Source organism: Paenibacillus sp. GL_099_B (assembly GCF_057835695.1).
On record NZ_CM174430.1, the window covers coordinates 123,668 to 149,341 of the forward strand.

At 48.4% G+C, this 25,674-nt stretch carries 18 protein-coding genes, 10 tRNA genes, 3 rRNA genes and 1 other RNA gene; 31 read left to right on the forward strand and 1 reads right to left on the reverse strand.

Going from position 1 to position 25,674, the window contains the following annotated elements; genetic code table 11:
• The 3 genes from AC3ITG_RS00580 to argS all read left to right on the forward strand — a co-directional run bounded on the left by AC3ITG_RS00580 (position 1) and on the right by argS (position 2,661).
• Positions 1 to 294, forward strand: coding sequence for a DUF6171 family protein (locus tag AC3ITG_RS00580; protein ID WP_489252507.1), 294 nt, complete (start codon positions 1 to 3; stop codon positions 292 to 294).
• Positions 295 to 559: 265 nt separating this feature from the next.
• Positions 560 to 985 carry a YwiB family protein gene (locus tag AC3ITG_RS00585; protein WP_413374423.1) on the forward strand — a complete coding sequence of 142 codons (426 nt, stop codon included), beginning with the start codon at positions 560 to 562 and terminating at the stop codon, positions 983 to 985.
• Positions 982 to 2,661: an arginine--tRNA ligase gene (gene argS / locus AC3ITG_RS00590; protein ID WP_489252508.1), complete on the forward strand. Its 1,680-nt coding sequence runs from the start codon at positions 982 to 984 to the stop codon at positions 2,659 to 2,661. Before AC3ITG_RS00585 ends, argS begins: the two co-directional genes overlap by 4 nt.
• A 242-nt stretch (positions 2,662 to 2,903) precedes the next feature.
• On the opposite strand, the gene AC3ITG_RS00595 is transcribed toward argS, so the two are convergent.
• Positions 2,904 to 4,058, reverse strand: a complete 1,155-nt coding sequence (locus AC3ITG_RS00595) for a S8 family peptidase (RefSeq protein WP_489252509.1) — start codon at positions 4,056 to 4,058, stop codon at positions 2,904 to 2,906.
• A gap of 463 nt (positions 4,059 to 4,521) precedes the next feature.
• On the opposite strand from AC3ITG_RS00595, the gene rpoE reads away from it, so the two are divergent.
• The 28 genes from rpoE to AC3ITG_RS00735 all read left to right on the forward strand — a co-directional run bounded on the left by rpoE (position 4,522) and on the right by AC3ITG_RS00735 (position 25,660).
• Positions 4,522 to 5,100 carry a DNA-directed RNA polymerase subunit delta gene (gene rpoE, locus AC3ITG_RS00600; protein ID WP_489252510.1) on the forward strand — a complete coding sequence of 193 codons (579 nt, stop codon included), beginning with the start codon at positions 4,522 to 4,524 and terminating at the stop codon, positions 5,098 to 5,100.
• A 492-nt stretch (positions 5,101 to 5,592) separates the two neighbouring features.
• A complete protein-coding gene (gene pyrG, locus AC3ITG_RS00605) occupies positions 5,593 to 7,197 on the forward strand; it encodes a CTP synthase (protein WP_076292186.1) in 1,605 nt (534 codons plus the stop codon).
• Positions 7,198 to 7,417: 220 nt separating this feature from the next.
• The gene (locus AC3ITG_RS00610; protein ID WP_024628781.1) at positions 7,418 to 7,804 is read left to right on the forward strand and encodes a response regulator; all 387 of its coding nucleotides are present in this window, start codon (positions 7,418 to 7,420) and stop codon (positions 7,802 to 7,804) included.
• Between the two features lie 260 nt (positions 7,805 to 8,064).
• On the forward strand, positions 8,065 to 8,919 hold the full coding sequence (fba, locus tag AC3ITG_RS00615; RefSeq protein WP_024628780.1) for a class II fructose-1,6-bisphosphate aldolase: 855 nt from the start codon (positions 8,065 to 8,067) through the stop codon (positions 8,917 to 8,919).
• A gap of 149 nt (positions 8,920 to 9,068) precedes the next feature.
• Positions 9,069 to 10,322, forward strand: coding sequence for a UDP-N-acetylglucosamine 1-carboxyvinyltransferase (gene murA / locus AC3ITG_RS00620; RefSeq protein ID WP_063567653.1), 1,254 nt, complete (start codon positions 9,069 to 9,071; stop codon positions 10,320 to 10,322).
• Positions 10,323 to 10,791: 469 nt separating this feature from the next.
• Positions 10,792 to 12,117, forward strand: a complete 1,326-nt coding sequence (gene rho, locus AC3ITG_RS00625) for a transcription termination factor Rho (protein WP_076292185.1) — start codon at positions 10,792 to 10,794, stop codon at positions 12,115 to 12,117.
• A gap of 99 nt (positions 12,118 to 12,216) precedes the next feature.
• Positions 12,217 to 13,491 (forward strand): radical SAM family protein, encoded by a 1,275-nt coding sequence (locus AC3ITG_RS00630; RefSeq protein WP_489252511.1) that lies wholly within the window; start codon positions 12,217 to 12,219, stop codon positions 13,489 to 13,491.
• A 103-nt stretch (positions 13,492 to 13,594) separates the two neighbouring features.
• On the forward strand, positions 13,595 to 13,792 hold the full coding sequence (gene rpmE / locus AC3ITG_RS00635) for a 50S ribosomal protein L31 (protein ID WP_024628775.1): 198 nt from the start codon (positions 13,595 to 13,597) through the stop codon (positions 13,790 to 13,792).
• A gap of 149 nt (positions 13,793 to 13,941) precedes the next feature.
• Positions 13,942 to 14,209: signal recognition particle sRNA large type (gene ffs, locus AC3ITG_RS00640), an RNA gene on the forward strand.
• 173 nt (positions 14,210 to 14,382) lie between these two features.
• The gene (gene dnaX, locus AC3ITG_RS00645) at positions 14,383 to 16,131 is read left to right on the forward strand and encodes a DNA polymerase III subunit gamma/tau (RefSeq protein ID WP_489252512.1); all 1,749 of its coding nucleotides are present in this window, start codon (positions 14,383 to 14,385) and stop codon (positions 16,129 to 16,131) included.
• 48 nt (positions 16,132 to 16,179) lie between these two features.
• Positions 16,180 to 16,491 (forward strand): YbaB/EbfC family nucleoid-associated protein, encoded by a 312-nt coding sequence (locus AC3ITG_RS00650; protein WP_024628773.1) that lies wholly within the window; start codon positions 16,180 to 16,182, stop codon positions 16,489 to 16,491.
• A 34-nt stretch (positions 16,492 to 16,525) separates the two neighbouring features.
• On the forward strand, positions 16,526 to 17,125 hold the full coding sequence (recR, locus tag AC3ITG_RS00655) for a recombination mediator RecR (RefSeq protein WP_053779059.1): 600 nt from the start codon (positions 16,526 to 16,528) through the stop codon (positions 17,123 to 17,125).
• 298 nt (positions 17,126 to 17,423) lie between these two features.
• Entirely contained in the window at positions 17,424 to 17,699 is a 276-nt protein-coding gene (locus tag AC3ITG_RS00660) for a DUF2508 family protein (RefSeq protein WP_413374431.1), read from the forward strand.
• Positions 17,700 to 17,735: 36 nt separating this feature from the next.
• On the forward strand, positions 17,736 to 18,005 hold the full coding sequence (locus AC3ITG_RS00665; protein WP_413374432.1) for a pro-sigmaK processing inhibitor BofA family protein: 270 nt from the start codon (positions 17,736 to 17,738) through the stop codon (positions 18,003 to 18,005).
• A 359-nt stretch (positions 18,006 to 18,364) separates the two neighbouring features.
• A 16S ribosomal RNA gene (locus tag AC3ITG_RS00670) occupies positions 18,365 to 19,916 on the forward strand.
• Positions 19,917 to 20,018: 102 nt separating this feature from the next.
• Positions 20,019 to 20,135 (forward strand): 5S ribosomal RNA (gene rrf / locus AC3ITG_RS00675).
• A 36-nt stretch (positions 20,136 to 20,171) separates the two neighbouring features.
• Positions 20,172 to 20,248: transfer RNA gene (locus tag AC3ITG_RS00680), tRNA-Ile, on the forward strand.
• Positions 20,249 to 20,270: 22 nt separating this feature from the next.
• Positions 20,271 to 20,346 (forward strand) — tRNA-Ala (locus AC3ITG_RS00685).
• A 204-nt stretch (positions 20,347 to 20,550) separates the two neighbouring features.
• Positions 20,551 to 23,476: ribosomal RNA gene (locus AC3ITG_RS00690) — 23S ribosomal RNA — on the forward strand.
• The 16S, 23S and 5S rRNA genes sit together here with 10 tRNA genes alongside, the layout of an rRNA operon.
• 85 nt (positions 23,477 to 23,561) lie before the next feature.
• Positions 23,562 to 23,653: transfer RNA gene (locus AC3ITG_RS00695), tRNA-Ser, on the forward strand.
• A 47-nt stretch (positions 23,654 to 23,700) separates the two neighbouring features.
• Positions 23,701 to 23,777 (forward strand) — tRNA-Met (locus AC3ITG_RS00700).
• A 9-nt stretch (positions 23,778 to 23,786) separates the two neighbouring features.
• Positions 23,787 to 23,862, forward strand: a tRNA-Val gene (locus AC3ITG_RS00705).
• A 5-nt stretch (positions 23,863 to 23,867) separates the two neighbouring features.
• Positions 23,868 to 23,943, forward strand: a tRNA-Thr gene (locus AC3ITG_RS00710).
• A 9-nt stretch (positions 23,944 to 23,952) separates the two neighbouring features.
• A tRNA-Asp gene (locus tag AC3ITG_RS00715) sits at positions 23,953 to 24,030 on the forward strand.
• Positions 24,031 to 24,050: 20 nt separating this feature from the next.
• Positions 24,051 to 24,126, forward strand: a tRNA-Phe gene (locus tag AC3ITG_RS00720).
• A 9-nt stretch (positions 24,127 to 24,135) separates the two neighbouring features.
• Positions 24,136 to 24,221, forward strand: a tRNA-Tyr gene (locus tag AC3ITG_RS00725).
• A gap of 7 nt (positions 24,222 to 24,228) precedes the next feature.
• Positions 24,229 to 24,301 (forward strand) — tRNA-Lys (locus tag AC3ITG_RS00730).
• 162 nt (positions 24,302 to 24,463) lie between these two features.
• A complete protein-coding gene (locus AC3ITG_RS00735; RefSeq protein WP_489252513.1) occupies positions 24,464 to 25,660 on the forward strand; it encodes a PucR family transcriptional regulator in 1,197 nt (398 codons plus the stop codon).
• The last annotated feature ends 14 nt before the right edge of the window (positions 25,661 to 25,674 follow it).

The following is a 25,674-nucleotide window of genomic DNA, read 5'->3' on the forward strand; positions in this document are numbered from 1 at the left end:
ATGGATTCATCCGTGCAGAGTAGAAGTGTTGGGAAACGGGAACCATGCAAGGGATGTAACGATCAATATGATGTGAAGATTAGTGAAGCCAAGATAGCCCGGCTCGTGGAGTTGGCCTCACGCTCACGTCCGGCCGTTGAGGACGCTGAATATGAGCGTCGGTTATCCATCTGCGCTGATTGTCCAGGGTTACAATACGATACGACTTGCCGCTATTGTGGCTGTCTCGTACAGGTGCGCGCCAAGCTGGTAGAGTCGACCTGTCCGTTTCCATATGAGCCGCAATGGACCTGATCCAGAACGTATTTCTTTATTAATGAAGCAAGGCAGAGCTGCACTTTACAGGTGTGGCTCTGCTTTTTTTGGTGCTGATGGGCAAAAACTCTGAATTTGGATTTGAATTGAGCGGGTGAACTGGATATAGTTATACAGTAGAGTGTAGGATAGCGAGCTATCCGGGAATATGAGCGCGTATAGCGGCACAACAATACAGGAAGGGCTGTTCTCACCGGCCGTGCCTGATTTTGCGTCGCCTCGAATATAATGGAGGTTAACATTCATGTCGAACATGCGACCGGTTCAGATCCGGCTGCACAGCCGTTATGAAGGTGAAGATGTACTGCAGGAAATGCAGGGTGAAGCCGTATTGAAGGGGGCTGTGCTCTATGTTCGTTATGAAGAGCCACAGGCTGGACCCGAGGGCGGTATTACCCGAACAACATTGAAGCTGGGCGGACAATCCATCAAGATTATACGTCACGGCGAGGTGGAATCGGAGCAAACCTTTGAATTAAACCGCAAGCTCCCTGGTTTTTACCGCTCGCCGTATATGTCGTTTGCCTTGTCCACGCATACACAGGAGCTGGAACTTTCCATTCAGGGATTGAGCGCACGCGCAGCGTGGAGCTACGACTTTTACCGCTTTGACGAAGAATCCGGACATTTCGCGATTAGTTTGCATATACAGGAGGAACCAATTTCATGACACGTAATCCATTAGATATGATTAACGAACGGGTAAGTACAGCCATCGGCAATGCCATTGTGACTGCTGGCATTGTTGCGCAGGAGGATCTGCCGACCATCACCCTTGAAGTACCACGCGAGAAAACACACGGCGATTTGGCGACCAATGCCGCTATGCAACTGACCAAGATTGCCAAGCGTAATCCACGCCAGATTGCAGAAGAGATTATTGCCAATCTCAACCTGGCTGAAGCTGGAATCGAGAAAGCGGAAATTGCTGGGCCGGGATTCATTAACTTTAAGTTGGACAAGAGTTATCTCTATCCTGTGCTGGGGCTTGTACATGAGCAGGGTGAGAATTATGGAAGAATCAATGTTGGTGAAGGGCGCAAGGTCGAGATGGAGTTTGTCAGTGCCAACCCGACAGGCAGTCTGCATCTAGGCCATGCGCGTGGAGCGGCTGTGGGTGATGCGCTTTGCAACATCCTCGACTATGCCGGATATGATGTAACACGTGAATACTACATTAATGACGCGGGTAATCAGGTATTTAATCTGTCTCGTTCCATTGAAGCTCGCTATTTGCAGGAACTGGGCCAAGACGCAGAGATGCCGGAAGATGGTTATCACGGTGAGGATATCAAAGGATTCGCCAAGGAGCTAGTGGCTGAGAAAGGCGATTCTTTGCTGTCCATGCATCCAGGTGACCGTGCCGCTTATTTCCGTGACTTCGGTTTGGAAAAAGAATTGGACAAGATCAAACGTGACTTGAATCGCTTCCGCGTCAATTTCGACATCTGGTTCAGCGAAACATCACTGTATGATAACGGAGAAGTGTTGCGTGTACTTGACGAATTGCGTGATCGTAATGAAATCTATGAGCAAGACGGAGCAACTTGGTTGAAAACCATGCAGTATGGTGACGATAAAGAGCGTGTTTTGATCAAAAATGACGGTACGTACACGTACCTTACACCGGACATTGCTTATCACCGTGATAAATATGCGCGTGGATACGACACGATGATTAACATCTGGGGAGCAGACCACCATGGTTACATTCCACGGATGAAAGCGGCCATGCAAGCACTGGGCAACGATCCTGAGAAATTGGTCGTTCTGATTGCACAGATGGTGAGCTTGTTCCAAAACGGCGAAAAAGTGAAGATGTCCAAGCGTACAGGCAAAGCGGTAACTATGGAAGATCTGATGGATGAAGTAGGCATTGATGCCATTCGTTACTTCTTTACCATGCGCAGCATGGACTCTCATCTGGACTTCGACATGGACCTTGCGATTTCGACGTCTAATGAAAACCCAGTATTCTATGTACAATACGCTCACGCTCGGGTATGCAGCGTATACCGTCAGGCAGAAGAACAAGGCATTGAGCTGTTGCCATTGGCACAGATCGATCTTTCGAAGCTGACAACGGAGCATGAATATGACCTTCTTCGCAAAATGGGTGAACTGCCTGAAGAAATCGCGACTGCTGCTACGGGATATGCACCGCATCGTATTGTTCGTTATGTATATGAACTGGCATCCCTGTTCCACAGTTACTATCGTGCAGAGCGCGTCATTACTGAAGACGCGGGACAAACCCAGGCGCGTCTGGCGCTGATCGGTGCTGTACGCACCGTCATCGCAACAGCGCTTCGTCTGGTGGGCGTATCCGCACCGGACAAAATGTAATTCGAGGCCTGGCGGTGCTTTGCCGCCCTGGCTTTACAAAAAGTCTCCATGCACCACGCCTGCAATGCAGCGTGGACATGGAGACTTTTTGCTGTGCCCGCGGCCGAGTTCACATGGCCCCGAGGCACCCAGAGCCAGCGCCGCCTGCCGCCCTGGGCAACCACCGTGAAACATCACACCGCGCAGCAGTGCTACGCTTTGCGATGCTTCACGGAACGGCTCCCTGCGGCAGGAAGCGCTCTTTACCCTCCACCCTCCTGCATTAGCTTGAGGGCGTCAATCTCGCCACCGCGTATTTTGCTCTTCGCGGTGGTGGTCTTGCGTGCGCGCAGCGGAACGGTTGCGCGCTTTACGAGCGTTTTGATCTCGGCTGGCGACAGGCCGGGATGCTTCGCAAGCAAGAGCGCTATGGCGCCACTGACGTGCGATGTCGCCATGGAGGTGCCGCTCATCTCATGGTGCTTACCTTGCACCCAGGAGGAAACAATTTTGTCCCCTGGCGCATATACATCGACGTATGCACCTCGGTTGCTGAACGAGGCAATCCGCCGGTTTTTGTCGGTTGCCCCAACCGATATCGTTTGCGGATAACGTGCCGGATAATCAATGCTGCGACGTTTGCCGTCATTCCCTGACGAAGCGATAATGACAATCCCGGCCTGATAGGCACGGTTCACGACATCAAGCAATGCTTTGCTACGCGTTTTCATGCCAAAGCTCATATTGATAATATCGACCCGATTGCGTACACACCAATCGATGCCAAGCACAATGTCTGACACGAAGGCCGAACCATTATGGTCGAATGCCTTCACCGGATAGATCAGGGAGCGAGGGGCTACGCCAATAATACCTGCCGTACTGTTAGCTGCGGCAATGGTTCCGGCAATATGGGTGCCATGACCGTTATCATCATGAGGAAGCAGACTGCGGTTTAACAGATTGATTCCGCGTGCCAGTGAATAGCGAAGATCCGGGTGTTGATAATCCGCACCTGTGTCGATCACGCCGATTTTGATTCGATGTCCCGTGGATACGGACCATACTTTGGGAGCGTGAATCTGTTTGACGCCCCAAGGTATGCCCTGAGCACTGCTCGGTTTACTGTGAAGCGCGGTGGCATGTAGTGAGATGGATACATCTTCTTCTACCGTAATCTCATTGCTGTAGCGAGATAATTCTTCTAGGTCATGCACCGGGGCGATAATGGAGCGGGCCAGCCGGGAGGAGCGTACCATACCAAGATCCGTAAATTCATTCCTCATCCGCGACAGTTCCACGAGGCAGGCTTCATATTGCTTCGGATTGGCGAACCGGATCAGGTATCGCCGCCCCTGTTCTGGTTCGGGACGTTGCATTCCTTCAACCAATTGATGTAGAAAACCAGTATAGTCCATAATGGGCAGCCCCCTTCGGGATGAACATGCTGAGGTATTCTATGAATGCATTGATCCCGCCGCATGGGGAACCTGCCCTTTTTTTACAAAAACACATTCTCTTCGTGTCAAAACGGGCGCAGGGACATATGATGGATGGAGGGCTAGAGGGCTCTCGCGGGGACCCTGGTGAGGAGCGATCCTTCAAGGGTATACAGTCAGAAGGCGGAGGGGACTCCGTCTTTTTTATATGATCATGCTTTTTTTGCAAAAAGGACGATATGCCCGCGAGTTAGCGGTCTCTTACGGGTCTGTACATTGCTCGTTTGAAGTCGCTTCTTGGATTTATGAGACATCCATACATAAAAACTTGCTTTTTGAGGCTAAATAGGTTTTACTTAGGTTTGTTAATGGATATGTTATATGTAACATTCCAGTTCGTAGGGATATAAAGTGAATTTTGTGTGAGAGGAAGTGTCTGTCAGTGAGTACCTCGCTCAATTTGAAAATTGATAAAGAAAAGGTCAGAGAGATTCCTTTGGTGGACCTCGCCTTTATGGTGCTGAAAGCGGCCAATACGCCGTATTACTACCGTGATTTGATGAATGAGGTAGCTAAACAGCGCGGAATGACTGATGAAGAAATCAACGAGTTTATCGCCCAGTTATATACCGAGATTAATATCGATGGCCGTTTTGCTTGCGTCGGTACAAGTCTGTGGGGCTTGAAGCGCTGGTATCCGGTAGCTGGATCGGAAGATACCATGACGGGTGCGAAGCGTCCGCGCATCATCAACGATGAAGACGATGATCTGGAAGATGAGGACTTCGGGGAAGAGGAAGACAGCTACAACAGCGACGAAGACTTCGATAATTCTGATGATGATCAGGACGAAGATGATGATGACGATGAAGAAGAAGAAGAAGAAGACATCTTTGACGAAGAAGATGGCGAAGAAGAAGTTCTAGTTGAAGATGACGAGTTGGAAGAGGAAGACCTCGATGAAGACGATGAAGACGAGTCCGAAGACGAGGGTGAATTTGACGACGATTCCGATAAGTAACAGTCATTTTTGACGTCGATAGTTTACCTGTTTTCCCCGCATAGTCAGCCTTGACAGCAGACGGGGTAACGGGTAAACTATTGCATGGGCTTATGAATGAGCGACAAAATATTTATGTTTTTTATAAAAAGTGCCCCGTCCTGCGGGAGTACTTTTTTTGTATTTTTAGAGGCAGAATTTTGCAAAATGATTTGAATTCCGCATGCTCCCGGCCAACAATCCGTGGTCTATTTTTGTATATCCAAAACACCAAATGGATCGATGCAATGATATCTATTTAGGGACGGGCCCGGTAGTTGGCTCCCGGAAGGTTTGCACCATTCTACGCTGTAGAACAACGTTGTTTACACACGGTCTTCGCATGAAAGAGCAGTTCGCAGATGCAGGGAATTTCTGCCATTGCTCTTTTTAACGATGATTACCTGGGAAACGGGTTACGATAATACCATATATCGCCTGAATTTCTGTACTTATATTAGGAGGGTAATAACAGTGACAAAGTATATTTTCGTGACGGGCGGAGTTGTGTCCTCCCTGGGCAAAGGGATAACGGCTGCCTCGCTGGGCAGATTGCTGAAAAACAGAGGGTTGAAGGTAACCATTCAAAAGTTTGATCCATACATCAATATCGACCCGGGAACAATGAGTCCTTATCAGCATGGTGAGGTTTTTGTAACGGATGATGGCGCGGAAACGGATCTTGACCTTGGCCACTACGAACGTTTTATTGACATCAACCTCTCCAAAAACAGCAACGTCACGACTGGTAAAGTATACTCCTCCGTCATCAGCAAAGAGCGGCGCGGGGAATATCTGGGCGGAACGGTACAAGTAATTCCACACATTACGAACGAGATCAAAGAGCGCGTATTCCGCGCAGGACGTGAAGCGGGTTCGGATGTTGTAATTACAGAGATTGGCGGTACAGTAGGTGACATCGAGAGCTTGCCTTTCCTGGAAGCTATTCGTCAAATCAAGAGTGATGTAGGTCGTGACAACGTCATGTACATCCATGTAACACTTATTCCTTACATCAAGGCTGCCGGTGAAGTGAAAACCAAACCGACTCAGCACAGTGTGAAGGAATTGCGCAGCATCGGAATTCAGCCGAACGTCATTGTATGCCGTACAGAGTATGAGCTGTCCAAAGACATGAAAGCCAAAATCGCTCTCTTCTGTGACATTGATGAAAACGCCGTGGTGGAATGCCGCGATGCAGACACATTGTACCAAGTGCCTTTGAACCTGCGTGAAGAAGGTTTGGACGAGATCGTGGTAAACCACCTCAAGCTGACTACTCCTGCACCGGATATGAGCGAGTGGGAAGGGCTGGTTGACCGTATCAACAAGCTGAAGCATACAGTGGAGATTGCCATTGTAGGTAAATATGTAGCTTTGCATGATGCTTATTTGAGTGTTGTTGAATCCTTGTCTCATGCAGGATTTGCATCCAATGCTGATGTGAAGATCCGCTGGATTCATTCCGAAGATATCACGGATGAGAATGTGGGCGATCTGCTGAACGGCGTAGGCGGGATCCTCGTACCAGGCGGATTTGGTGATCGGGGTATTGAAGGTAAAGTATCGGCGATTCGTTATGCCCGTGAGAAACAAATTCCGTTCTTCGGTATTTGCTTGGGTATGCAGGTTTCCGTTATTGAATATGCACGTTCCATCGTTGGTTTGACTGGAGCGAACAGCTCCGAGATTAATCCAGCTACAGAGTTCCCGGTAATCGACCTGTTGCCTGAACAAAAAGATATCGAAAACCTGGGTGGTACAATGCGTCTGGGTCTGTATCCTTGTAAGCTTCAGGAAGGTTCCTTGGCAATGTCTTGTTATGATGATGAACTGGTCTATGAGAGACACCGTCACCGGTACGAGTTCAACAATGAATACCGTGAAGCGATTGAAAAAGCCGGTTTGGTTATCTCGGGTACATCCCCGGATGGACGTCTGGTTGAGATCGTGGAGCTTCCAGGACACCCATGGTTCTTGGCAGTACAATTCCACCCGGAATTCACTTCCCGTCCGAACCGTCCGCAGCCGTTGTTCCGTGAGTTTGTAAAAGCTTCTCTGGAGAGCGCTGGAAAATAAGTGTTGATCATTAAGTTATAAATAAATGGATGTTCTTGGCGGCCGATAAGGGTGCCGGGGGCATCCTTTTTTAGTGGGTAAAGTTAAGTGAAAATGGTTTTTGGCATTTTGGGATGTAAGCAGGATTTCAATGGGTAAGGTAGAATACTTATCATGACGACTATGGGATTGTTATCCAGATTCAGACGTACATGCTTTCCTAATTCTAGGAGGTTACTCAGTGGAAAATAAAAAAGTGTTGATTGTTGATGATCAAAACGGTATTCGAATCCTGTTAATGGAAGTGTTCAGCAGCGAAGGATATAATACGTTCCAAGCGCCTAATGGGAAGATTGCCCTGGAGATAGTAAATAATGACAAACCTGATCTTGTGCTGCTTGATATGAAGATTCCTGGCATGGATGGCCTGGAAATTCTGAAACATATTAAGGAAATTGATCCGGATATCAAAGTCATCATGATGACGGCCTATGGTGAACTGGACATGATCAAAGAAGCTACGGATCTTGGAGCGCTCATGCACTTTACGAAACCGTTTGATATCGATGAAATGCGTGTGGCAGTCAATATGCAGCTTCGAAATGATACTGCGAATAAGTGCAGCTGAATCCTGTAGATACAGGATTTTTTTGCGTGTGAAGCTCTAAGAGTTAACGGGTGGGTATGCAGGGTATTTCGGTCAAGCGTCCGGGGAATATTGGAAATGGGGACGTCGTCATGCTGTGTCTATGAAAACTGTGCTGCAAAGCACAGCATTTTTGCAAATGCTTGTTTAGTATTTGACATGGGATGTGGTATAATAAGCCCGTATGTGATTTCGGCTAAAAACCATAGACACAACCCAACACCCCTAGGAGGATTGAAACCATGCCATTAGTATCTATGACAGACATGTTGAACAAAGCACTCGAAGGAAAATATGCAGTTGGTCAATACAACATCAATAACCTTGAGTGGACTCAAGCGATTCTTGCTGCTGCTGAAGAAGAGAAATCCCCAGTAATCTTGGGCGTATCCGAAGGCGCGGCGCGTCACATGAGCGGTTTCTACACAGTAGTTAAAATGGTAGAAGGACTCATTCACGACATGAAAATCACGGTTCCAGTTGCTATTCACCTGGATCACGGTTCCAGCTTTGATAAGTGTAAAGAAGCGATCGATGCTGGATTTACATCCGTAATGATCGACGGTTCCCACCACTCCATCGATGAAAACATCGAAATGACTAAAAAAGTTGTTGAATATGCACACGCTAAAGGCGTTTCTGTAGAAGCCGAAGTAGGTACTGTTGGTGGACAAGAAGACGACGTTATCGGTGGTATCATGTACGCTGACCTGAACGAGTGTGTACGTATCGTTAAAGAAACAGGTATCGACACATTGGCTCCAGCTCTTGGTTCCGTACACGGTCCTTACCATGGCGAGCCTAACTTGGGCTTCAAAGAAATGGAAGAAGTTCGCGATGCAGTTAACGTTCCATTGGTATTGCATGGTGGTACAGGTATCCCTAAACATGATATCGACAAAGCGATTTCCCTGGGAACTTCCAAAATCAACGTGAACACTGAGAACCAAATTTCGTTCTCCAAAGTGGTTCGCGAAGTGCTTGCAGCTAAACCAGATGCTTACGATCCACGTACATTCATCGTACCAGGCCGTGATGCAATCAAAGAAACCGTTAAAGGTAAAATTCGCGAGTTTGGTTCCAACAACAAAGCGTAATTTTTCTTTACCAGTTCCATACAGTGTAAGTGGAAAGAACACCGCCTAGCCGGTGTCTTTCCATTTTCACGCCTTATTTCTACATCGAAAGCCAACAGCACGTATTGCCGTTAACCGGCTGCAAAACACGTAGGGGGACATTAAGCTTTATGGAAAAATTGATGATTAGTGGCGGACGTCCGTTACAGGGAACTGTAACTATAAGCGGCGCCAAGAACAGCGCCATCGCGCTTATTCCTGCAGCATTGCTTGCCGAGTCAGAAGTCGTGCTGGACAACCTGCCGCTTTTGAGTGATGTGGCGGTTTATGCAGAAATTTTGGAGGAACTCGGAGCTCGTGTACACTGGGAAGGCAGTCAGATGAAGATCGATCCTTCCGATATTAAATCCATTCCCATGCCGAATGGTCCCGTGAAGAAGCTTCGTGCTTCGTATTATATGATGGGGGCACTGCTTGGGCGTTTTAAAGAAGCAACCATTGGTTTACCCGGGGGCTGCAACTTTGAGCCTCGTCCGATTGATCAACATATCAAAGGGTTTGAAGCGCTTGGCGCAACCGTAACGAACGAACATGGCTCCATTCATTTGCATGCCAAAGAGCTGCGCGGAGCAAAGATTTATCTTGATGTAAGCAGTGTAGGTGCAACCATTAACATCATGCTGGCGGCTACTCGTGCCAAAGGCTCTACAATTATCGAAAACGCGGCTAAAGAGCCTGAGATTATAGATGTAGCAACACTTTTGAATTCAATGGGTGCCAGCATCAAAGGTGCCGGTACCGAAACGATCCGTATTGAAGGTGTGTCGGAGCTTAAGGGTTGCCGTCATTCTATCATTCCGGACCGTATACAAGCAGGTACGTATATGATCGCTGCGGCTGCGACGCGTGGCGACGTTCTGATTGACAATGTCATTCCCAAACATCTGGAGGCTTTGACGGCAAAGTTACTGGAGATGGGCGTTGGCATTGAAGAACTGGATGAAAGTATTCGTGTCATTGGTAAACCAAGCTACAATCATGTAGACGTTAAGGCGCTCGTATATCCCGGTTTTCCGACGGATTTGCAGTCCCCGATGACCAGTGTGTTGACACAGGCAACGGGTGTGAGTGTCCTCAGCGACTTTGTATATAGCAACCGATTCAAGCACGTTCCTGAGCTGGTACGCATGGGCGCAAAAATCCGTGTGGAAGGGCGTTCAGCTATTATTGAAGGCAGTGCATTGAATGCGGCCAAGGTAAAAGCATCCGATCTTCGCGCTGGTGCAGCGCTGGTGATCGCAGGTCTCACCGTCAGTGAAGGTGTGACCGAAGTGACAGGCGTGGAGTTTATTGATCGTGGGTACGACCATCTAGTAACCAATCTGCGTCTGCTAGGTGCAGATGTGTGGCGAGAAACCGATTAATTCTGTATTGCATGACGATTTTCACGGCAATAAAGCGATTATTTTAACAGAACTGCATATCCTTTCAGTAATTGGGTAAACCTGTTTTAATAGAGTTCTCAGTCTCTCCGGGATAAGACGAAATGTTCCTGTTTCCTTTACCGGAGGGTCTTTTTTTGAGTCAGACTTCATATGGCTTTAAGAACATCATTTCCTTTTCCCCAAACCCCGGTTTTGTTTGAACTGCGCTCCATAGCCGGTCTGCCCGGATCGAACGCCTCATGTATTCGTGTTCACTCACTAGCGGATCTTGCCGAAAGTTGGCTATCCCGCCCGGAAACTTACACTCAAAGACAAGTATTTGCATTATAACGGTTACATTCCGTACAATGGACAGAAGAGAAATGCAGAACGATGCTGCTCTTATAGCCGGAACATCAAGCGAAACTATCCATTTCACGGACTTATTAATTGAATAGGTGGTTATTATATGGATCTACAAATTTCCGATTTGGAAGAAATGAAACTAACGGACCTTTACAAACTGGCCAAAAAATATCAAATTCCCTACTACGGCACTTTAAAAAAGAAAGAATTGATCTTCGCTATATTACGTGCACAAGCTGAACAGAGTGGATTGATGTTCATGCAGGGTGTGCTCGAAATTCTACCTGAAGGTTACGGATTCCTTCGTCCGATCAATTACCTGCCAAGTACGGAAGACATCTACATCTCAGCCTCACAGATTCGCAAGTTTGACCTAAGAACAGGTGACCTCGTATCAGGTAAGTGTAGAACACCTAAAGAAAACGAGCGATACTTCGGTTTGCTGCAAGTCAACGCTGTAAATGGTGAGAATCCATCGGCAGCTGCGGAAAGACTTCACTTCCCGGCATTAACCCCATTGTACCCGCAGAAGAAACTGGTTCTCGAAACATCCCCCAACCATTTGTCCACACGCATTATGGATGTGCTCGCCCCGGTAGGACTGGGACAGCGCGGATTGATCGTAGCACCTCCCAAAGCGGGTAAAACACTACTCCTCAAAGAAATCGCCAACAGCATCTCAACCAACAACCCAGAAATTGAACTATTTGTCCTGTTGATTGATGAACGTCCGGAAGAAGTTACGGATATGTCGCGTTCGGTTAAAGGGGAAGTCGTGGCTTCTACGTTCGATGAGCTGCCAGAAAACCATATCAAAGTTGCGGAATTGGTGCTGGAACGTGCGCTCCGTCTGGTTGAAGCGAAAAAAGATGTTGTTATTTTGCTGGATAGCATTACGCGTCTTGCTCGTGCATACAACCTGGTCATCCCACCGTCCGGACGGACACTTAGTGGTGGTATTGACCCGGCAGCATTCCATCGTCCGAAACGTTTCTTCGGTTCTGCACGGAATGTAGAAGAGGGTGGAAGCCTGACGATCCTGGCTACAGCTTTGATTGATACGGGATCACGTATGGATGATATCATTTATGAAGAGTTTAAAGGTACGGGCAATATGGAGCTTCATCTGGACCGTAAGCTGGCCGAGCGTCGTATTTTCCCGGCTATCGACATTCGTCGTTCCGGTACACGTCGCGAAGAAGTGTTGCTGAGCAAGGAAGAACTTGATACAATCTGGGCGATTCGTAAAAACATGAACGATTCCCACGACTTTGTCGAAGGATTTTTGAAGAAACTGCGTAACAGCAAAACGAATGCTGAGTTCCTAGCGGCGTTTGATACAGCTGGCAGCAGTCCGACCAGCAACTCCGGATCGACTACGACTCGGCGCTCGCCAAGACAGACTGCGGCATCCGGTACAACCACCTAGATTTACGTCTTTGATTTAACTCGAATTTTGCAGCGTTGCTGCTGGATTAACAATATACTCGTCGTTTGGCTTTAACCCATTAGATGTGAGGAGAACATCATGTATTTAGTATACGCAGATGAAAAAGGTAATGTATTTGATCACCCATCCCTGTACGGGCTTGCCCGCAGTGGAGATATGATCGTTGAAATTATGGAGGATGAGCTGATTCCTTTACCGGAAGGTGCAACGCTGGTTGGACTGCCGAGTACACGTCCGATTGGTATGGACCCGGAGACTGGCGAAATGCTGCCAATGCCTAGTGATACACAGGCAGTTGGGGCTTTGCTTCCGCAAGGATTCACTCGGTTGTGTCTGCCGGGGTATGTAAAAACCGATAAGGAGTACAAACTGCCTTTGTTCGGTTACTCGGCTGTTGTGTGGAAAGATGGTCAGTTTTACGTCACTGCCCGGATGTCGGATCACCCAGATCAATGGAATCCGCTGAACTGTGATCGGGATGACGTACGCGCGGGTGTTAAACGTTTAACGAAGCAATACCCCGAAAACCGTCTCTATACCCATTTGTCCAATTGTGCGCTTGGGTATGAATGTCTGACTTCATCCAACACCTTCCTGAATCGTTGGGAAGGCGGAGTTCCAGTATCCTATTCCTGCAACGCAGGCTGTTTCGGATGTATTTCCGAGCAACCGGATGATAGTGGCTTCGTTTCTCCGCAAACCCGGATGAACTTCCGTCCGCGCGTGGACGAAATCGTTGAAGTAATGCTGGAGCACTTGAAAACACCGGAATCGATTATCAGCTTTGGTCAAGGTTGTGAAGGGGAGCCTTCCACGCAGGCCAAATTGATTATTGAAGCCATCCGCGAAGTGCGTTCCATAACTGACATGGGATATATCAACATTAACACCAATGCAGGTTTGAATGATCACATGAGAGGTATTGTTGATGCGGGGCTTGATCTAATGCGTGTAAGTACAATCAGTGCACTGGATGATCACTATAATGCATACTACAAACCTCGCGGATATACACTGGCCAATGTAGAAAAATCGATGAAATACGCTGCTTCCCAGGGTGTATATACGTCGATCAACTATTTGATCTTCCCGGGAGTAACGGATCGTGAGGAAGAGATTGAAGCGATGATTGAGTTTGCTCGCAGAACCGAGTTGCGTCTTATTCAAATGCGTAATCTTAATATAGACCCGGAGAGCTATCTGGAATTGATTCCTCCAGCTCAAGGTGATATTTTGGGCATGAAGCAAATGATTGAGATCTTTGAGGAAGAGCTGCCTGATGTCGTTATCGGCTCCTACACGCACGTTCCCCCAGCTGGAATGGCACGTCCCAAACGTCTGATCACCTCTTGACAATAATGGATTGCAACCGGCATTGGGCCGTGTTATAATCTTCGATGTTGTGCCATTTACTCTGGGTCCGCTTGAGGCTCAGGGCGGAAAGAGGTGAAAGGTAATGAAAGCAGCAATTCATCCTAAATACACGATTGGTCAAGTATCTTGCGCTTGCGGGAATACTTTTGAAACTGGTTCGGTTAAAGACGGACTTCGTGTAGAGATTTGCTCCGCGTGCCACCCGTTCTTCACCGGTAAACAGAAGTTTATCGATGCTGGCGGCCGTGTTGATCGTTTCAAGAAAAAATACGGAATCTAATTCAGCAATTCCTTGGGGATTGTCTGACTATTACATCCAAATCACCTCTGCCGTTCCGGCAGAGGTTTTTATATGTTTTTAGGTGATTGTATTGCTGCCCTTTTGACTCTGGTTGCAATTTAGACAACCTTAAGTTATACTATTTCTTACCGTGCTAGATGGGGAGGTAGCGGTGCCCTGTAACTCGCAATCCGCTACAGCGAGGTTGAATTCCTGCTAGAGGTTTTGTCGATGTGAGGTTTGGTCCCTTAACGTGGTGTTGACGGTTGGGTCCTCCGCAATGAGTACTCATGAACCTGGTCAGGTCCGGAAGGAAGCAGCCATAAGTGAGATCACTCTTGTGCCGGAGGGTCGCCTAGCCCGAGCTATTGTTAAGGGGTGCCGCTTGGATCGCAAATATCGATAGCAGGTGCACGGCTTACCATTAAAACGTAGAGACCTTTGCAGTTGTATGTATGCAGAGGTCTTTTTGATATGTCTAAAAAAACCATGCATGATGAGTCAGATAAAGTTTGGATTCACCCCGGAATATAGTATAATGGGGGAACGACAAAGGACTCGAATGCGAAGTGGAAGGAAGGTAACGCATCATGGAGCATATCGCGTTATACCGGGCTTGGCGTCCCCAGTCGTTTCAAGATATGGTGGGACAACAGCATATTATTCAGACCTTGCAGAACGCGATTCGTGAACAGCGGACTTCCCATGCCTACTTGTTTAGCGGGCCCAGAGGAACAGGGAAGACGAGTGCCGCCAAGATTTTGGCCAAAGCTGTAAACTGCGAGCGCGGGCCTGCACCTGAGCCTTGTAACGAGTGTGAAGCTTGCCGCAGGATTACGACTGGCGCTGTGATGGATGTGCAGGAAATTGATGCCGCATCCAACCGTGGCGTTGAAGAAATCCGTGATCTTAGGGAAAAGGTGAAATACGCCCCGACTGAAGTCCGGCAGAAAGTGTATATTATTGACGAAGTGCACATGCTGACGACAGAGGCATTCAATGCGCTGCTCAAAACATTGGAAGAGCCTCCGCCACATGTGATGTTTATTTTGGCAACAACAGAACCCCATCGTCTTCCGGCGACGATTATTTCTCGCTGTCAGCGATTTGATTTTCGCCGGGTGTCCCTGGAAGAACAGACAGCACGACTTACGCTGATCTGTGAACAGGAAGGTATGGAAGCTGATCAGGACGCACTCCAGTATATTGCTCGTCTGTCTGATGGGGGAATGAGGGACGCACTCAGTGTCCTGGATCAGATCTCTTCCTATACAGATGGAAGGGTAACCTATCAGCAGGTTATGGATATGACCGGAGGCATTCCTTCCGAACAGTTTGCAAAGTTGGCTGCTTCTTTGCTCAAGGGCGACGTAGGTCATATTTTGCAAATGATCGAAGGGTTCATGCATGAAGGTAAGAGTGCGGACAAGTGCATGGAAAATCTGCTTTATTATTTCCGTGATTTGCTTATGATTAAGATGGTGCCGGATGCAGATAAACTGACGGATCGGGTGCTTAATCCCGAGTCATTCCGTGATATGGCGGAATCATTCACCAAGGAACAGCTGTTCCAGATGATTGATACTCTTAACCGGTACCAGAGTGAGATGAAATATGCAGTACAGCCGCAGACACTGTTTGAAGTAGCTCTCCTTAAACTGTGCAGTATTCCTACTCAAGGGGCGTCATCGGGTTCGGCCGGCGCTGCTTCTGCTGTATCCGCGCCAGTGGATGGCGGGGAGATCAACCGACTAAAGCAACAGCTTGCTGAACTGGAGAAAAAGCTGGATCGTGCGCTTAAGGGTGGTTTGTCTGGGGGAGAAGCTGCATCAAGTGCTCCTTCACGTCCAGCAACAAGAGCTCCGGTGTCGAGAGGTAATTCGCCAGCGAAGCTGCCTGCACAGCTCGATCAGTATGTTGCACGTAAGGGATCTCCTGAGTTTGCGGAGGTCAGCAAGAAGTGGGGACAGATTCTTCAGCGCGTAAAAGAAGAGAAAGTAACCGTTCACGCCTGGTTTATGGATGGTGAACCAGTATCGCTACTGGAAGACAATGTTCTGGTGGCGTTTAAGAACAACATCCACCGTGAAACTACGGAGAAGCAGGCTAATCGCGAAGTGATTGAACGGGTGCTGTCTGAACAACTTGGACGTTCAGCGCGTCTTGTGACGATGATGCTCAAAGATTGGACCGGAGCGATGGAAGGGGCTACTGAAACGCCAAAGGAGGACTTTAAGCTTGAACCTGAGCATGAAGACGGCGGTTCAGGCAACAAGCAGCCTTGGATTGATGAAGCCATCCAGCTCTTTGGTGAGGACCTTGTAGTGATCAAAGAATAGATATACATGCGCCTGGCGCGATAACTATAACAAAGGAGATGAATAATCATGAATAACATGAACCAAATGATGAAACAAGTGAAGAAAATGCAGGAGCAAATGCTGAAGGCACAGGAGGAACTGGCGGACAAAACAGTCCAAGGCACTTCCGGTGGCGGTGTTGTAACTGCTGAAGTTAACGGACATAAGAAATTGCTGGCTATCACTATCAAGCCAGAAGCGGTTGATCCAGAAGATGTAGAAATGCTGCAGGATCTGGTTATGACAGCAGTCAATGACGCAATGACCAAAGCTGATGAAATTGCGAACCAGGATATGGGTAAATTCACAGGTGGCATGAAAATTCCGGGATTATTTTAATTTAAATTGATCCTATCAAAGGAGACGCAATCGATTGTATTATCCCGAACCGATAGCGAAGCTGATTGACGCCTTTACCCGTTTGCCGGGTGTTGGCCCCAAGACTGCAGCGCGACTAGCTTTTCATGTGCTTAAGATGAAGGAAGATGACGTTATTGATTTTGCCAAAGCGCTCGTCAGTGTGAAGCGGAATCTTCATTACTGTTCGGTGTGTTGTAATATTACGGATACTGACCCGTGTCGGATCTGTCAGGACAAATCCAGGGATGTCTCGGTAATCTGTGTAGTTCAGGATTCCAAAGATTTGGTGGCTATGGAGCGTACCAAGGAATTTGACGGATACTATCATGTGCTGCAGGGTGCAATCTCTCCTATGGAGGGAATAGGTCCGGATGATATCCGTCTGAAGGAACTTTTGACCCGTTTAAGCGATGAGCGAGTTAAAGAACTGATTCTGGCTACAAATCCGAATATCGAAGGTGAGGCCACGGCGATGTATATTTCCCGTCTGGTCCGTCCGTTTGAGATCTCGGTGACTCGGATTGCCCATGGTTTGCCTGTTGGGGGCGACCTGGAGTATGCGGATGAAGTGACTCTTTCCAAGGCGCTGGAAGGGCGCAGGGAGATGAGATAGCAGTGCGTGTTTCTTAATGAGAGCATGCGCCTATAATGATTGATTTCCTAAAAGAAAAGAATAGATAAGTTTGGATTACTTAGAGAGCCCTTTAGGCTCTCTTTTTTTGTTTTTAATACTCTTTCTAACGTGGGTCAAATGTGAAGTCTCTCATTTCTACTGATGTATGGATATTGATCCATAGAATTGAGTTGAGAGCAGATTAACTGTTCATTAAATTATTTAGCACAGTTCTAAGTTTGTCCTTTCCCTGATATGTATGAGAATATGCTTGTGCTGATCAGGAAGGGGATGGCTTATGTTTATATGGCGAAATGTAGGAAGATCGGTGGAGAAGCGTGAAAGAATGATTAAGGAGATGGAAGAGGACCAGATTTATTCAGACATACAGAAAGCCAAGGCGGAGTGGGAACGGGCGGTCAGACAGTTTGAAGAGGCGCAGGGGCAGGATGAGATCGATTATGCGATCTATGTGCTGGAGGCCGCAGAGCGTAAATATCAGATTCATTTGAAGCGCGCTAAACGTGTAGGGATTAATAAGGCAGTAATAGGTGATCGGGGGATGGGCATGTAGGTGGAGGTGTGATATTCAATTATGGGGGTGCTGAGTATGAAGAGTCTTATATTAGGCTGTGTGCTTGTTGTATCGTTACTAGGGCTGATAATCATCCTATTTAGAAAACGAATTGGGCTATCCTTTTTTACATCATTCGGAATTCATCTGGTACTGGCTGCGGTGGGGATATATGTTGTTAATTATTCAGGGTGGATCACCGGAACCTACATTCCGCTGAACCCTGCCACAATAGGTACTGTAAGCATTCTGGGATTACCGGGTGTTGGGTTATTATTGGGTTTGAAAATTTCTTTGTTTGGGTAGTTGACTCCCTGAATGTTTATATGGTACATTATATCTCGTTGCTTTGCTTGCTTGGTTAAATGCTTTTGACGAAATGAATGAGTTCGCTAAGGACTCGAAAAAAGAATTTCAAAAAAAGCTTGACTGAAACAAACGAAGTATGGTATATTATAAAAGTCGCCGCTGAGAGAAAATGGTGACGAAAAAGCAAGAAAATTATCAAGTTTGATCTTTGAAAACTGAACAACGAGTGAGTAAACATTCTGCTTGCAGAATGAACGCGAAAGTTCGAGACAAGCCTTGGCTTGAATCGACTGGAGCACAAATGAGATTTTTAATCTCGTCAGTTTCAAAATGAGCATATCGCTCTTTTCAATACTTTATTGGAGAGTTTGATCCTGGCTCAGGACGAACGCTGGCGGCATGCCTAATACATGCAAGTCGAGCGGACTTGAAGAGAAGCTTGCTTCTCTGATAGTTAGCGGCGGACGGGTGAGTAACACGTAGGCAACCTGCCCTCAAGTTTGGGACAACTACCGGAAACGGTAGCTAATACCGAATAGTTGTTTTCTTCTCCTGAAGAGAACTGGAAAGACGGAGCAATCTGTCACTTGGGGATGGGCCTGCGGCGCATTAGCTAGTTGGTGGGGTAACGGCTCACCAAGGCGACGATGCGTAGCCGACCTGAGAGGGTGATCGGCCACACTGGGACTGAGACACGGCCCAGACTCCTACGGGAGGCAGCAGTAGGGAATCTTCCGCAATGGGCGAAAGCCTGACGGAGCAATGCCGCGTGAGTGATGAAGGTTTTCGGATCGTAAAGCTCTGTTGCCAGGGAAGAACGCTTGGGAGAGTAACTGCTCTCAAGGTGACGGTACCTGAGAAGAAAGCCCCGGCTAACTACGTGCCAGCAGCCGCGGTAATACGTAGGGGGCAAGCGTTGTCCGGAATTATTGGGCGTAAAGCGCGCGCAGGCGGTCATTTAAGTCTGGTGTTTAATCCCGGGGCTCAACCCCGGATCGCACTGGAAACTGGGTGACTTGAGTGCAGAAGAGGAGAGTGGAATTCCACGTGTAGCGGTGAAATGCGTAGATATGTGGAGGAACACCAGTGGCGAAGGCGACTCTCTGGGCTGTAACTGACGCTGAGGCGCGAAAGCGTGGGGAGCAAACAGGATTAGATACCCTGGTAGTCCACGCCGTAAACGATGAGTGCTAGGTGTTAGGGGTTTCGATACCCTTGGTGCCGAAGTTAACACATTAAGCACTCCGCCTGGGGAGTACGGTCGCAAGACTGAAACTCAAAGGAATTGACGGGGACCCGCACAAGCAGTGGAGTATGTGGTTTAATTCGAAGCAACGCGAAGAACCTTACCAGGTCTTGACATCCCTCTGATCGGTACAGAGATGTATCTTTCCTTCGGGACAGAGGAGACAGGTGGTGCATGGTTGTCGTCAGCTCGTGTCGTGAGATGTTGGGTTAAGTCCCGCAACGAGCGCAACCCTTGATCTTAGTTGCCAGCACTTCGGGTGGGCACTCTAAGGTGACTGCCGGTGACAAACCGGAGGAAGGTGGGGATGACGTCAAATCATCATGCCCCTTATGACCTGGGCTACACACGTACTACAATGGCCGGTACAACGGGCTGTGAAGCCGCGAGGTGGAACGAATCCTAAAAAGCCGGTCTCAGTTCGGATTGCAGGCTGCAACTCGCCTGCATGAAGTCGGAATTGCTAGTAATCGCGGATCAGCATGCCGCGGTGAATACGTTCCCGGGTCTTGTACACACCGCCCGTCACACCACGAGAGTTTATAACACCCGAAGTCGGTGGGGTAACCGCAAGGAGCCAGCCGCCGAAGGTGGGATAGATGATTGGGGTGAAGTCGTAACAAGGTAGCCGTATCGGAAGGTGCGGCTGGATCACCTCCTTTCTATGGAGAATCGTTTCCCGCGTGGAAACATTCAAATACGCAGACTTGATCTGCAAAACTACTCACTCGTTGCTCAGTTTTGAGAGCTCAAACTCTCAAACGTTTGGTGGCGATAGCGAAGGGGTTCCACACGTTCCCATCCCGAACACGACCGTTAAGCCCTTCAGCGTCGATGGTACTTGGACCGCAGGGTCCTGGGAGAGTAGAACGTCGCCAAGCGTAAACCCATTAGGGTTTCAATATGATATATAATGTGGGCCCTTAGCTCAGTTGGTTAGAGCGCACCTCTGATAAGGGTGAGGCCGGTGGTTCGAGTCCACCAGGGCCCACCATGTATACCTTAAAATCTAATATGGGGCCATAGCTCAGCTGGGAGAGCGCCTGCCTTGCAAGCAGGAGGTCAGCGGTTCGATCCCGCTTGGCTCCACCAACAAGATTTTACAAGCTTGTTCTTTGAAAACTAGATATCGAAACGAAATTTTGCGATTTAGAACATTCCTTTTTAAGCTGAACTTGTGTTAAACAAGTTTCAATAAATAGTGAAAACTGCATTGCGATGGTATAGAGTGAGAGCGACTTTTGGCTTTGCGCAAGCAAAACAAGGGAAGCGAGCAGTCGAAACCGGAGCAAATATGGTTAAGCTACTAAGAGCACACGGAGGATGCCTAGGCGCTAGGAGCCGATGAAGGACGTGGCGAACAACGAAACTGCCTCGGGGAGCTGTAAGCAAGCTTTGATCCGGGGGTGTCCGAATGGGGAAACCCAGCTGGGGTAATTTCCAGTTACTCATAACTGAATACATAGGTTATGTAGAGGCATACCAAGGGAACTGAAACATCTAAGTACCTTGAGGAAGAGAAAACAATAGTGATTCCGTCAGTAGCGGCGAGCGAACGCGGAGAAGCCCAAACCAGAGAGCTTGCTCTTTGGGGTTGTGGGACGTCTCACATGGAGTTACAAAGGAACCGGTTAAGCGAAGAGGTCTGGAAAGGCCCGCCAAAGAAGGTAAAAGCCCTGTACTTGAAAGTCTGTTCCCTCCGAGATGTATCCCGAGTAGTGCGGGGCACGTGAAACCCCGTATGAATCCGGCAGGACCATCTGCCAAGGCTAAATACTTCCTAGCGACCGATAGTGAAGCAGTACCGTGAGGGAAAGGTGAAAAGCACCCCGGAAGGGGAGTGAAATAGAACCTGAAACCGTGTGCTTACAAAAAGTCAGAGCCCGTTTTAGGGGTGATGGCGTGCCTTTTGTAGAATGAACCGGCGAGTTACGTTCCCGTGCAAGGTTAAGGTGAAGAGCCGGAGCCGCAGCGAAAGCGAGTCTGAATAGGGCGATTGAGTACGTGGACGTAGACCCGAAACCGGGTGATCTACCCCTGTCCAGGGTGAAGGTGCGGTAACACGCACTGGAGGCCCGAACCCACGCATGTTGAAAAATGCGGGGATGAGGTGGGGGTAGCGGAGAAATTCCAATCGAACTCGGAGATAGCTGGTTCTCCCCGAAATAGCTTTAGGGCTAGCCTCGGAAAACAGAGTCGTGGAGGTAGAGCACTGATTGGGTGCGGGGCCCGCAAGGGTTACCAAGCTCAGTCAAACTCCGAATGCCATAGACTTACTTCCGGGAGTCAGACAGTGAGTGCTAAGATCCATTGTCAAAAGGGAAACAGCCCAGACCATCAGCTAAGGTCCCCAAGTGTGTGTTAAGTGGGAAAGGATGTGGAGTTGCACAGACAACCAGGATGTTGGCTTAGAAGCAGCCACCATTGAAAGAGTGCGTAATAGCTCACTGGTCGAGTGACTCTGCGCCGAAAATGTAACGGGGCTAAACACACCACCGAAGCTATGGCTTGATGCTTTGCATCAGGGGTAGGGGAGCGTTGTATAAGGGTTGAAGGTGTACCGTAAGGAGCGCTGGACATTATACAAGTGAGAATGCCGGTATGAGTAACGAAAAGATCAGTGAGAATCTGATCCGCCGAAAGCCTAAGGGTTCCTGAGGAAGGCTCGTCCGCTCAGGGTAAGTCGGGACCTAAGGCGAGGCCGAAAGGCGTAGTCGAAGGACAACAGGTCGAAATTCCTGTACCACCGTAAGCCGTTATGAGCAATGGGGGGACGCAGCAGGGTAGTGACGCGGACTGATGGATGTCCGTCTAAGCAGTGAGGCTGATGTGTAGGCAAATCCGCACATCGTAAGGCTGGACTGTGATGGGGAGCGAAAATTATAGTAGCGAAGGTCATGATCTCACACTGCCAAGAAAAGCCTCTAGCCAGGTGATGGTGCCCGTACCGCAAACCGACACAGGTAGGCGAGAAGAGAATTCTAAGGCGCGCGGAAGAACTCTCGTTAAGGAACTCGGCAAAATGACCCCGTAACTTCGGGAGAAGGGGTGCCCCGGTAGTGTGAATAGCACGAGGGGGCCGCAGTGAAAAGGCCCAAGCGACTGTTTAGCAAAAACACAGGTCTGTGCGAAGCCGTAAGGCGAAGTATACGGGCTGACGCCTGCCCGGTGCTGGAAGGTTAAGGGGAGCGGTTAGGAGCAATCCGAAGCTGTGAACCGAAGCCCCAGTAAACGGCGGCCGTAACTATAACGGTCCTAAGGTAGCGAAATTCCTTGTCAGGTAAATTCTGACCCGCACGAATGGCGTAACGACTTGGGCGCTGTCTCAACGAGAGATCCGGTGAAATTTTAATACCTGTGAAGATGCAGGTTACCCGCGACAAGACGGAAAGACCCCATGGAGCTTTACTGCAGCTTGATATTGAATTTGGGTACGATCTGTACAGGATAGGTGGGAGCCTTTGAAGCAGGAGCGCAAGCTTCTGTGGAGGCACCGTTGGGATACCACCCTGATCGTATCTAGGTTCTAACCTGGTACCGTAATCCGGTGCGGGGACAGTGTCAGGTGGGCAGTTTGACTGGGGCGGTCGCCTCCTAAAGAGTAACGGAGGCGCCCAAAGGTTCCCTCAGAATGGTTGGAAATCATTCGAAGAGTGCAAAGGCATAAGGGAGCTTGACTGCGAGACCTACAAGTCGAGCAGGGACGAAAGTCGGGCTTAGTGATCCGGTGGTACCGCATGGAAGGGCCATCGCTCAACGGATAAAAGCTACCCTGGGGATAACAGGCTTATCTCCCCCAAGAGTCCACATCGACGGGGAGGTTTGGCACCTCGATGTCGGCTCATCGCATCCTGGGGCTGAAGTAGGTCCCAAGGGTTGGGCTGTTCGCCCATTAAAGCGGTACGCGAGCTGGGTTCAGAACGTCGTGAGACAGTTCGGTCCCTATCTGTCGTGGGCGTAGGAAATTTGAGAGGAGCTGTCCTTAGTACGAGAGGACCGGGATGGACGTACCGCTGGTGTACCAGTTGTTCCGCCAGGAGCACCGCTGGGTAGCTATGTACGGAAGGGATAAGCGCTGAAAGCATCTAAGCGTGAAGCCCCCCTCAAGATGAGATTTCCCAGTATGTAAGACCCCTTGAAGACGACGAGGTAGATAGGCTGGGGGTGGAAGTGCAGCAATGCATGGAGCTGACCAGTACTAATCGGTCGAGGGCTTATCCAATATGCAAGTTGTAAATCGCAAATTTCGTTTCGGATCTAGTTTTCAGGGAGCAATCCTTGTAAGAATTTTTCATGATTGTCTATTTGGAGAGATACCCAAGTGGCTATAAGGGGACCCTCTGCTAAGGGGTTAGACTGCGTAAGCGGTGCGAGGGTTCGAATCCCTCTCTCTCCGCCATCTTTACCTTAAGATGGACAAGCAATCAAGATCAATATTATTAATATGGCGGTGTAGCTCAGCTGGCTAGAGCGTACGGTTCATACCCGTGAGGTCGGGGGTTCGATCCCCTCCGCCGCTACCATATTACCCAGGAGGCTTAGCTCAGCTGGGAGAGCATCTGCCTTACAAGCAGAGGGTCGGGGGTTCGATCCCCTCAGCCTCCACCATATACGCCGGTGTAGCTCAACTGGTAGAGCAACTGACTTGTAATCAGTAGGTTGGGGGTTCAAGTCCTCTCGCCGGCACCATTAATGCCTGGAACCGTGGTGTAGTTGGCCTAACATGCCTGCCTGTCACGCAGGAGATCGCGGGTTCGAATCCCGTCGGTTCCGCCATTAATCTAAAAATTAAATAAGGCTCGGTAGCTCAGTCGGTAGAGCAGAGGACTGAAAATCCTCGTGTCGGCGGTTCGATTCCGTCCCGAGCCACCATGTAATCCTGGAGGATTAGCGAAGCGGCCAAACGCATCAGACTGTAAATCTGCTCCCGTACGGGTTCGGTGGTTCGAATCCATCATCCTCCACCAGTTTTTCGAGTCATTAGCTCAGTTGGTAGAGCACCTGACTTTTAATCAGGGTGTCGAAGGTTCGAGCCCTTCATGACTCATCTTTTGAAAAAGAGTGATTGATCATTAATTTGATTAATCACTCTTTTTTGTTATAGATAAATAAATTAATAATCTGGGAACGCTGATAAAGACTGAAAAAGGCGATGCTGTGCAAGATATGATAAAATAATAGAAAAAAGCAGAGTGGTGGCGTTCATTATATGAAGCTCATACCTGATCTAAAACAACAAATCGAAGCAATTATAGGTACTACATTGGACGAATCCGTGATAACTATAGAAGAATGGAATCAATATGGATTAAACTCAACTCACCGTAGAACTGTTCCAGTGGCTCATAATACTCTTACAAAAGAGGCTGAAGGTTTCTTACGTGATGATGAGATGATGGATGATTTGGCTACGGATGTAAGCAGTTGGCGTACAGAAGACCATATATATTTTAAAGTTGGGATGAACGAGGAAGAAGGTACTTTCTTATATTGGAGATGCTCTGTTGATGCCGTTACGCTGGAAGTACAGCATTTAATTGAACTTCTCATTAGTAGTCATAGGGAATCGCTAGATGAAGAACAGCCTGTGATATATGAGAACGATAGAGAACAACAGCTTGCTGAATTGGGACAGTGGCTTCGGAAACAGGTTGAGCAAAGTGTCCAGCAGGAACCTATTCCGGATCATTTTTCACTGGATGGAGAATTGAGTACAGAGAAAATCCCATTTTTGCTGCAATGTGAGACACCTGATGCTCATCGCATTCGTTCGAAGGAATTGAACAAGTTACTCGAAAGTTACTTCGGTGAAGAGATTATACTGATTCCTGTGGGAGCGCAGGAGTGGGTGTTTCTGGGTGATGAACAGATTGTCACAGGCGAAGCTGAAGAGGATACGACGGAAGCCAGAAAGGATTTACTGAATGCCTTTTGTCAGGGGCTCTATGAATTGGTTGCCAGTGAATGGGCGGGTGTATTTCATTTGTCTGCATCCTTACCGTGTATCCCTGCAAAGCAGCTATCTCCTGTCACGGCACTTCTTCAAGAGAGTGTTCACTTGGGCAGGGCTTTCCATGTCGCACAACACATCCATCTCCCTTGGGATCTGCACCTCGAACGTTTGGTAGATAGCATTCCTGTGCAACAGCGTCTACGTTTTATACAGGAAACGGGGAAAGGCACTGTGTTGTTTAGTGATAGTGAGACACTGGCTACGCTGGAGACCTTCTTCAATCTTGATTGTAATGTCAGCGAGACGGCAAAGCGACTCTTCATTCATCGAAATACCTTGGTATATCGTTTGGATAAGATCAAACAGGAGATTGGATATGATGTCAGGAACTTCGAAAGTGCTGTTCTGGTGCGACTTTTATTGCTTATGTACAAAGTGACGAAAAAGCTTTGATATTTTTGTGCAGT

Excerpts from the sequence above, each read along its gene's own strand:
- AC3ITG_RS00580 (WP_489252507.1), top strand. The coding sequence starts at position 1 with ATGGATTCATCCGTGCAGAGTAGAAGTGTTGGGAAACGGGAACCATGC.
- AC3ITG_RS00585 (WP_413374423.1), top strand. The coding sequence starts at position 560 with ATGTCGAACATGCGACCGGTTCAGATCCGGCTGCACAGCCGTTATGAA.
- argS (WP_489252508.1), top strand. The coding sequence starts at position 982 with ATGACACGTAATCCATTAGATATGATTAACGAACGGGTAAGTACAGCC.
- AC3ITG_RS00595 (WP_489252509.1), bottom strand. The coding sequence starts at position 4,058 with ATGGACTATACTGGTTTTCTACATCAATTGGTTGAAGGAATGCAACGT.
- fba (WP_024628780.1), top strand. The coding sequence starts at position 8,065 with ATGCCATTAGTATCTATGACAGACATGTTGAACAAAGCACTCGAAGGA.
- murA (WP_063567653.1), top strand. The coding sequence starts at position 9,069 with ATGGAAAAATTGATGATTAGTGGCGGACGTCCGTTACAGGGAACTGTA.
- rho (WP_076292185.1), top strand. The coding sequence starts at position 10,792 with ATGGATCTACAAATTTCCGATTTGGAAGAAATGAAACTAACGGACCTT.
- AC3ITG_RS00630 (WP_489252511.1), top strand. The coding sequence starts at position 12,217 with ATGTATTTAGTATACGCAGATGAAAAAGGTAATGTATTTGATCACCCA.
- rpmE (WP_024628775.1), top strand. The coding sequence starts at position 13,595 with ATGAAAGCAGCAATTCATCCTAAATACACGATTGGTCAAGTATCTTGC.
- dnaX (WP_489252512.1), top strand. The coding sequence starts at position 14,383 with ATGGAGCATATCGCGTTATACCGGGCTTGGCGTCCCCAGTCGTTTCAA.
- AC3ITG_RS00650 (WP_024628773.1), top strand. The coding sequence starts at position 16,180 with ATGAATAACATGAACCAAATGATGAAACAAGTGAAGAAAATGCAGGAG.
- AC3ITG_RS00660 (WP_413374431.1), top strand. The coding sequence starts at position 17,424 with ATGTTTATATGGCGAAATGTAGGAAGATCGGTGGAGAAGCGTGAAAGA.
- AC3ITG_RS00665 (WP_413374432.1), top strand. The coding sequence starts at position 17,736 with ATGAAGAGTCTTATATTAGGCTGTGTGCTTGTTGTATCGTTACTAGGG.
- AC3ITG_RS00735 (WP_489252513.1), top strand. The coding sequence starts at position 24,464 with ATGAAGCTCATACCTGATCTAAAACAACAAATCGAAGCAATTATAGGT.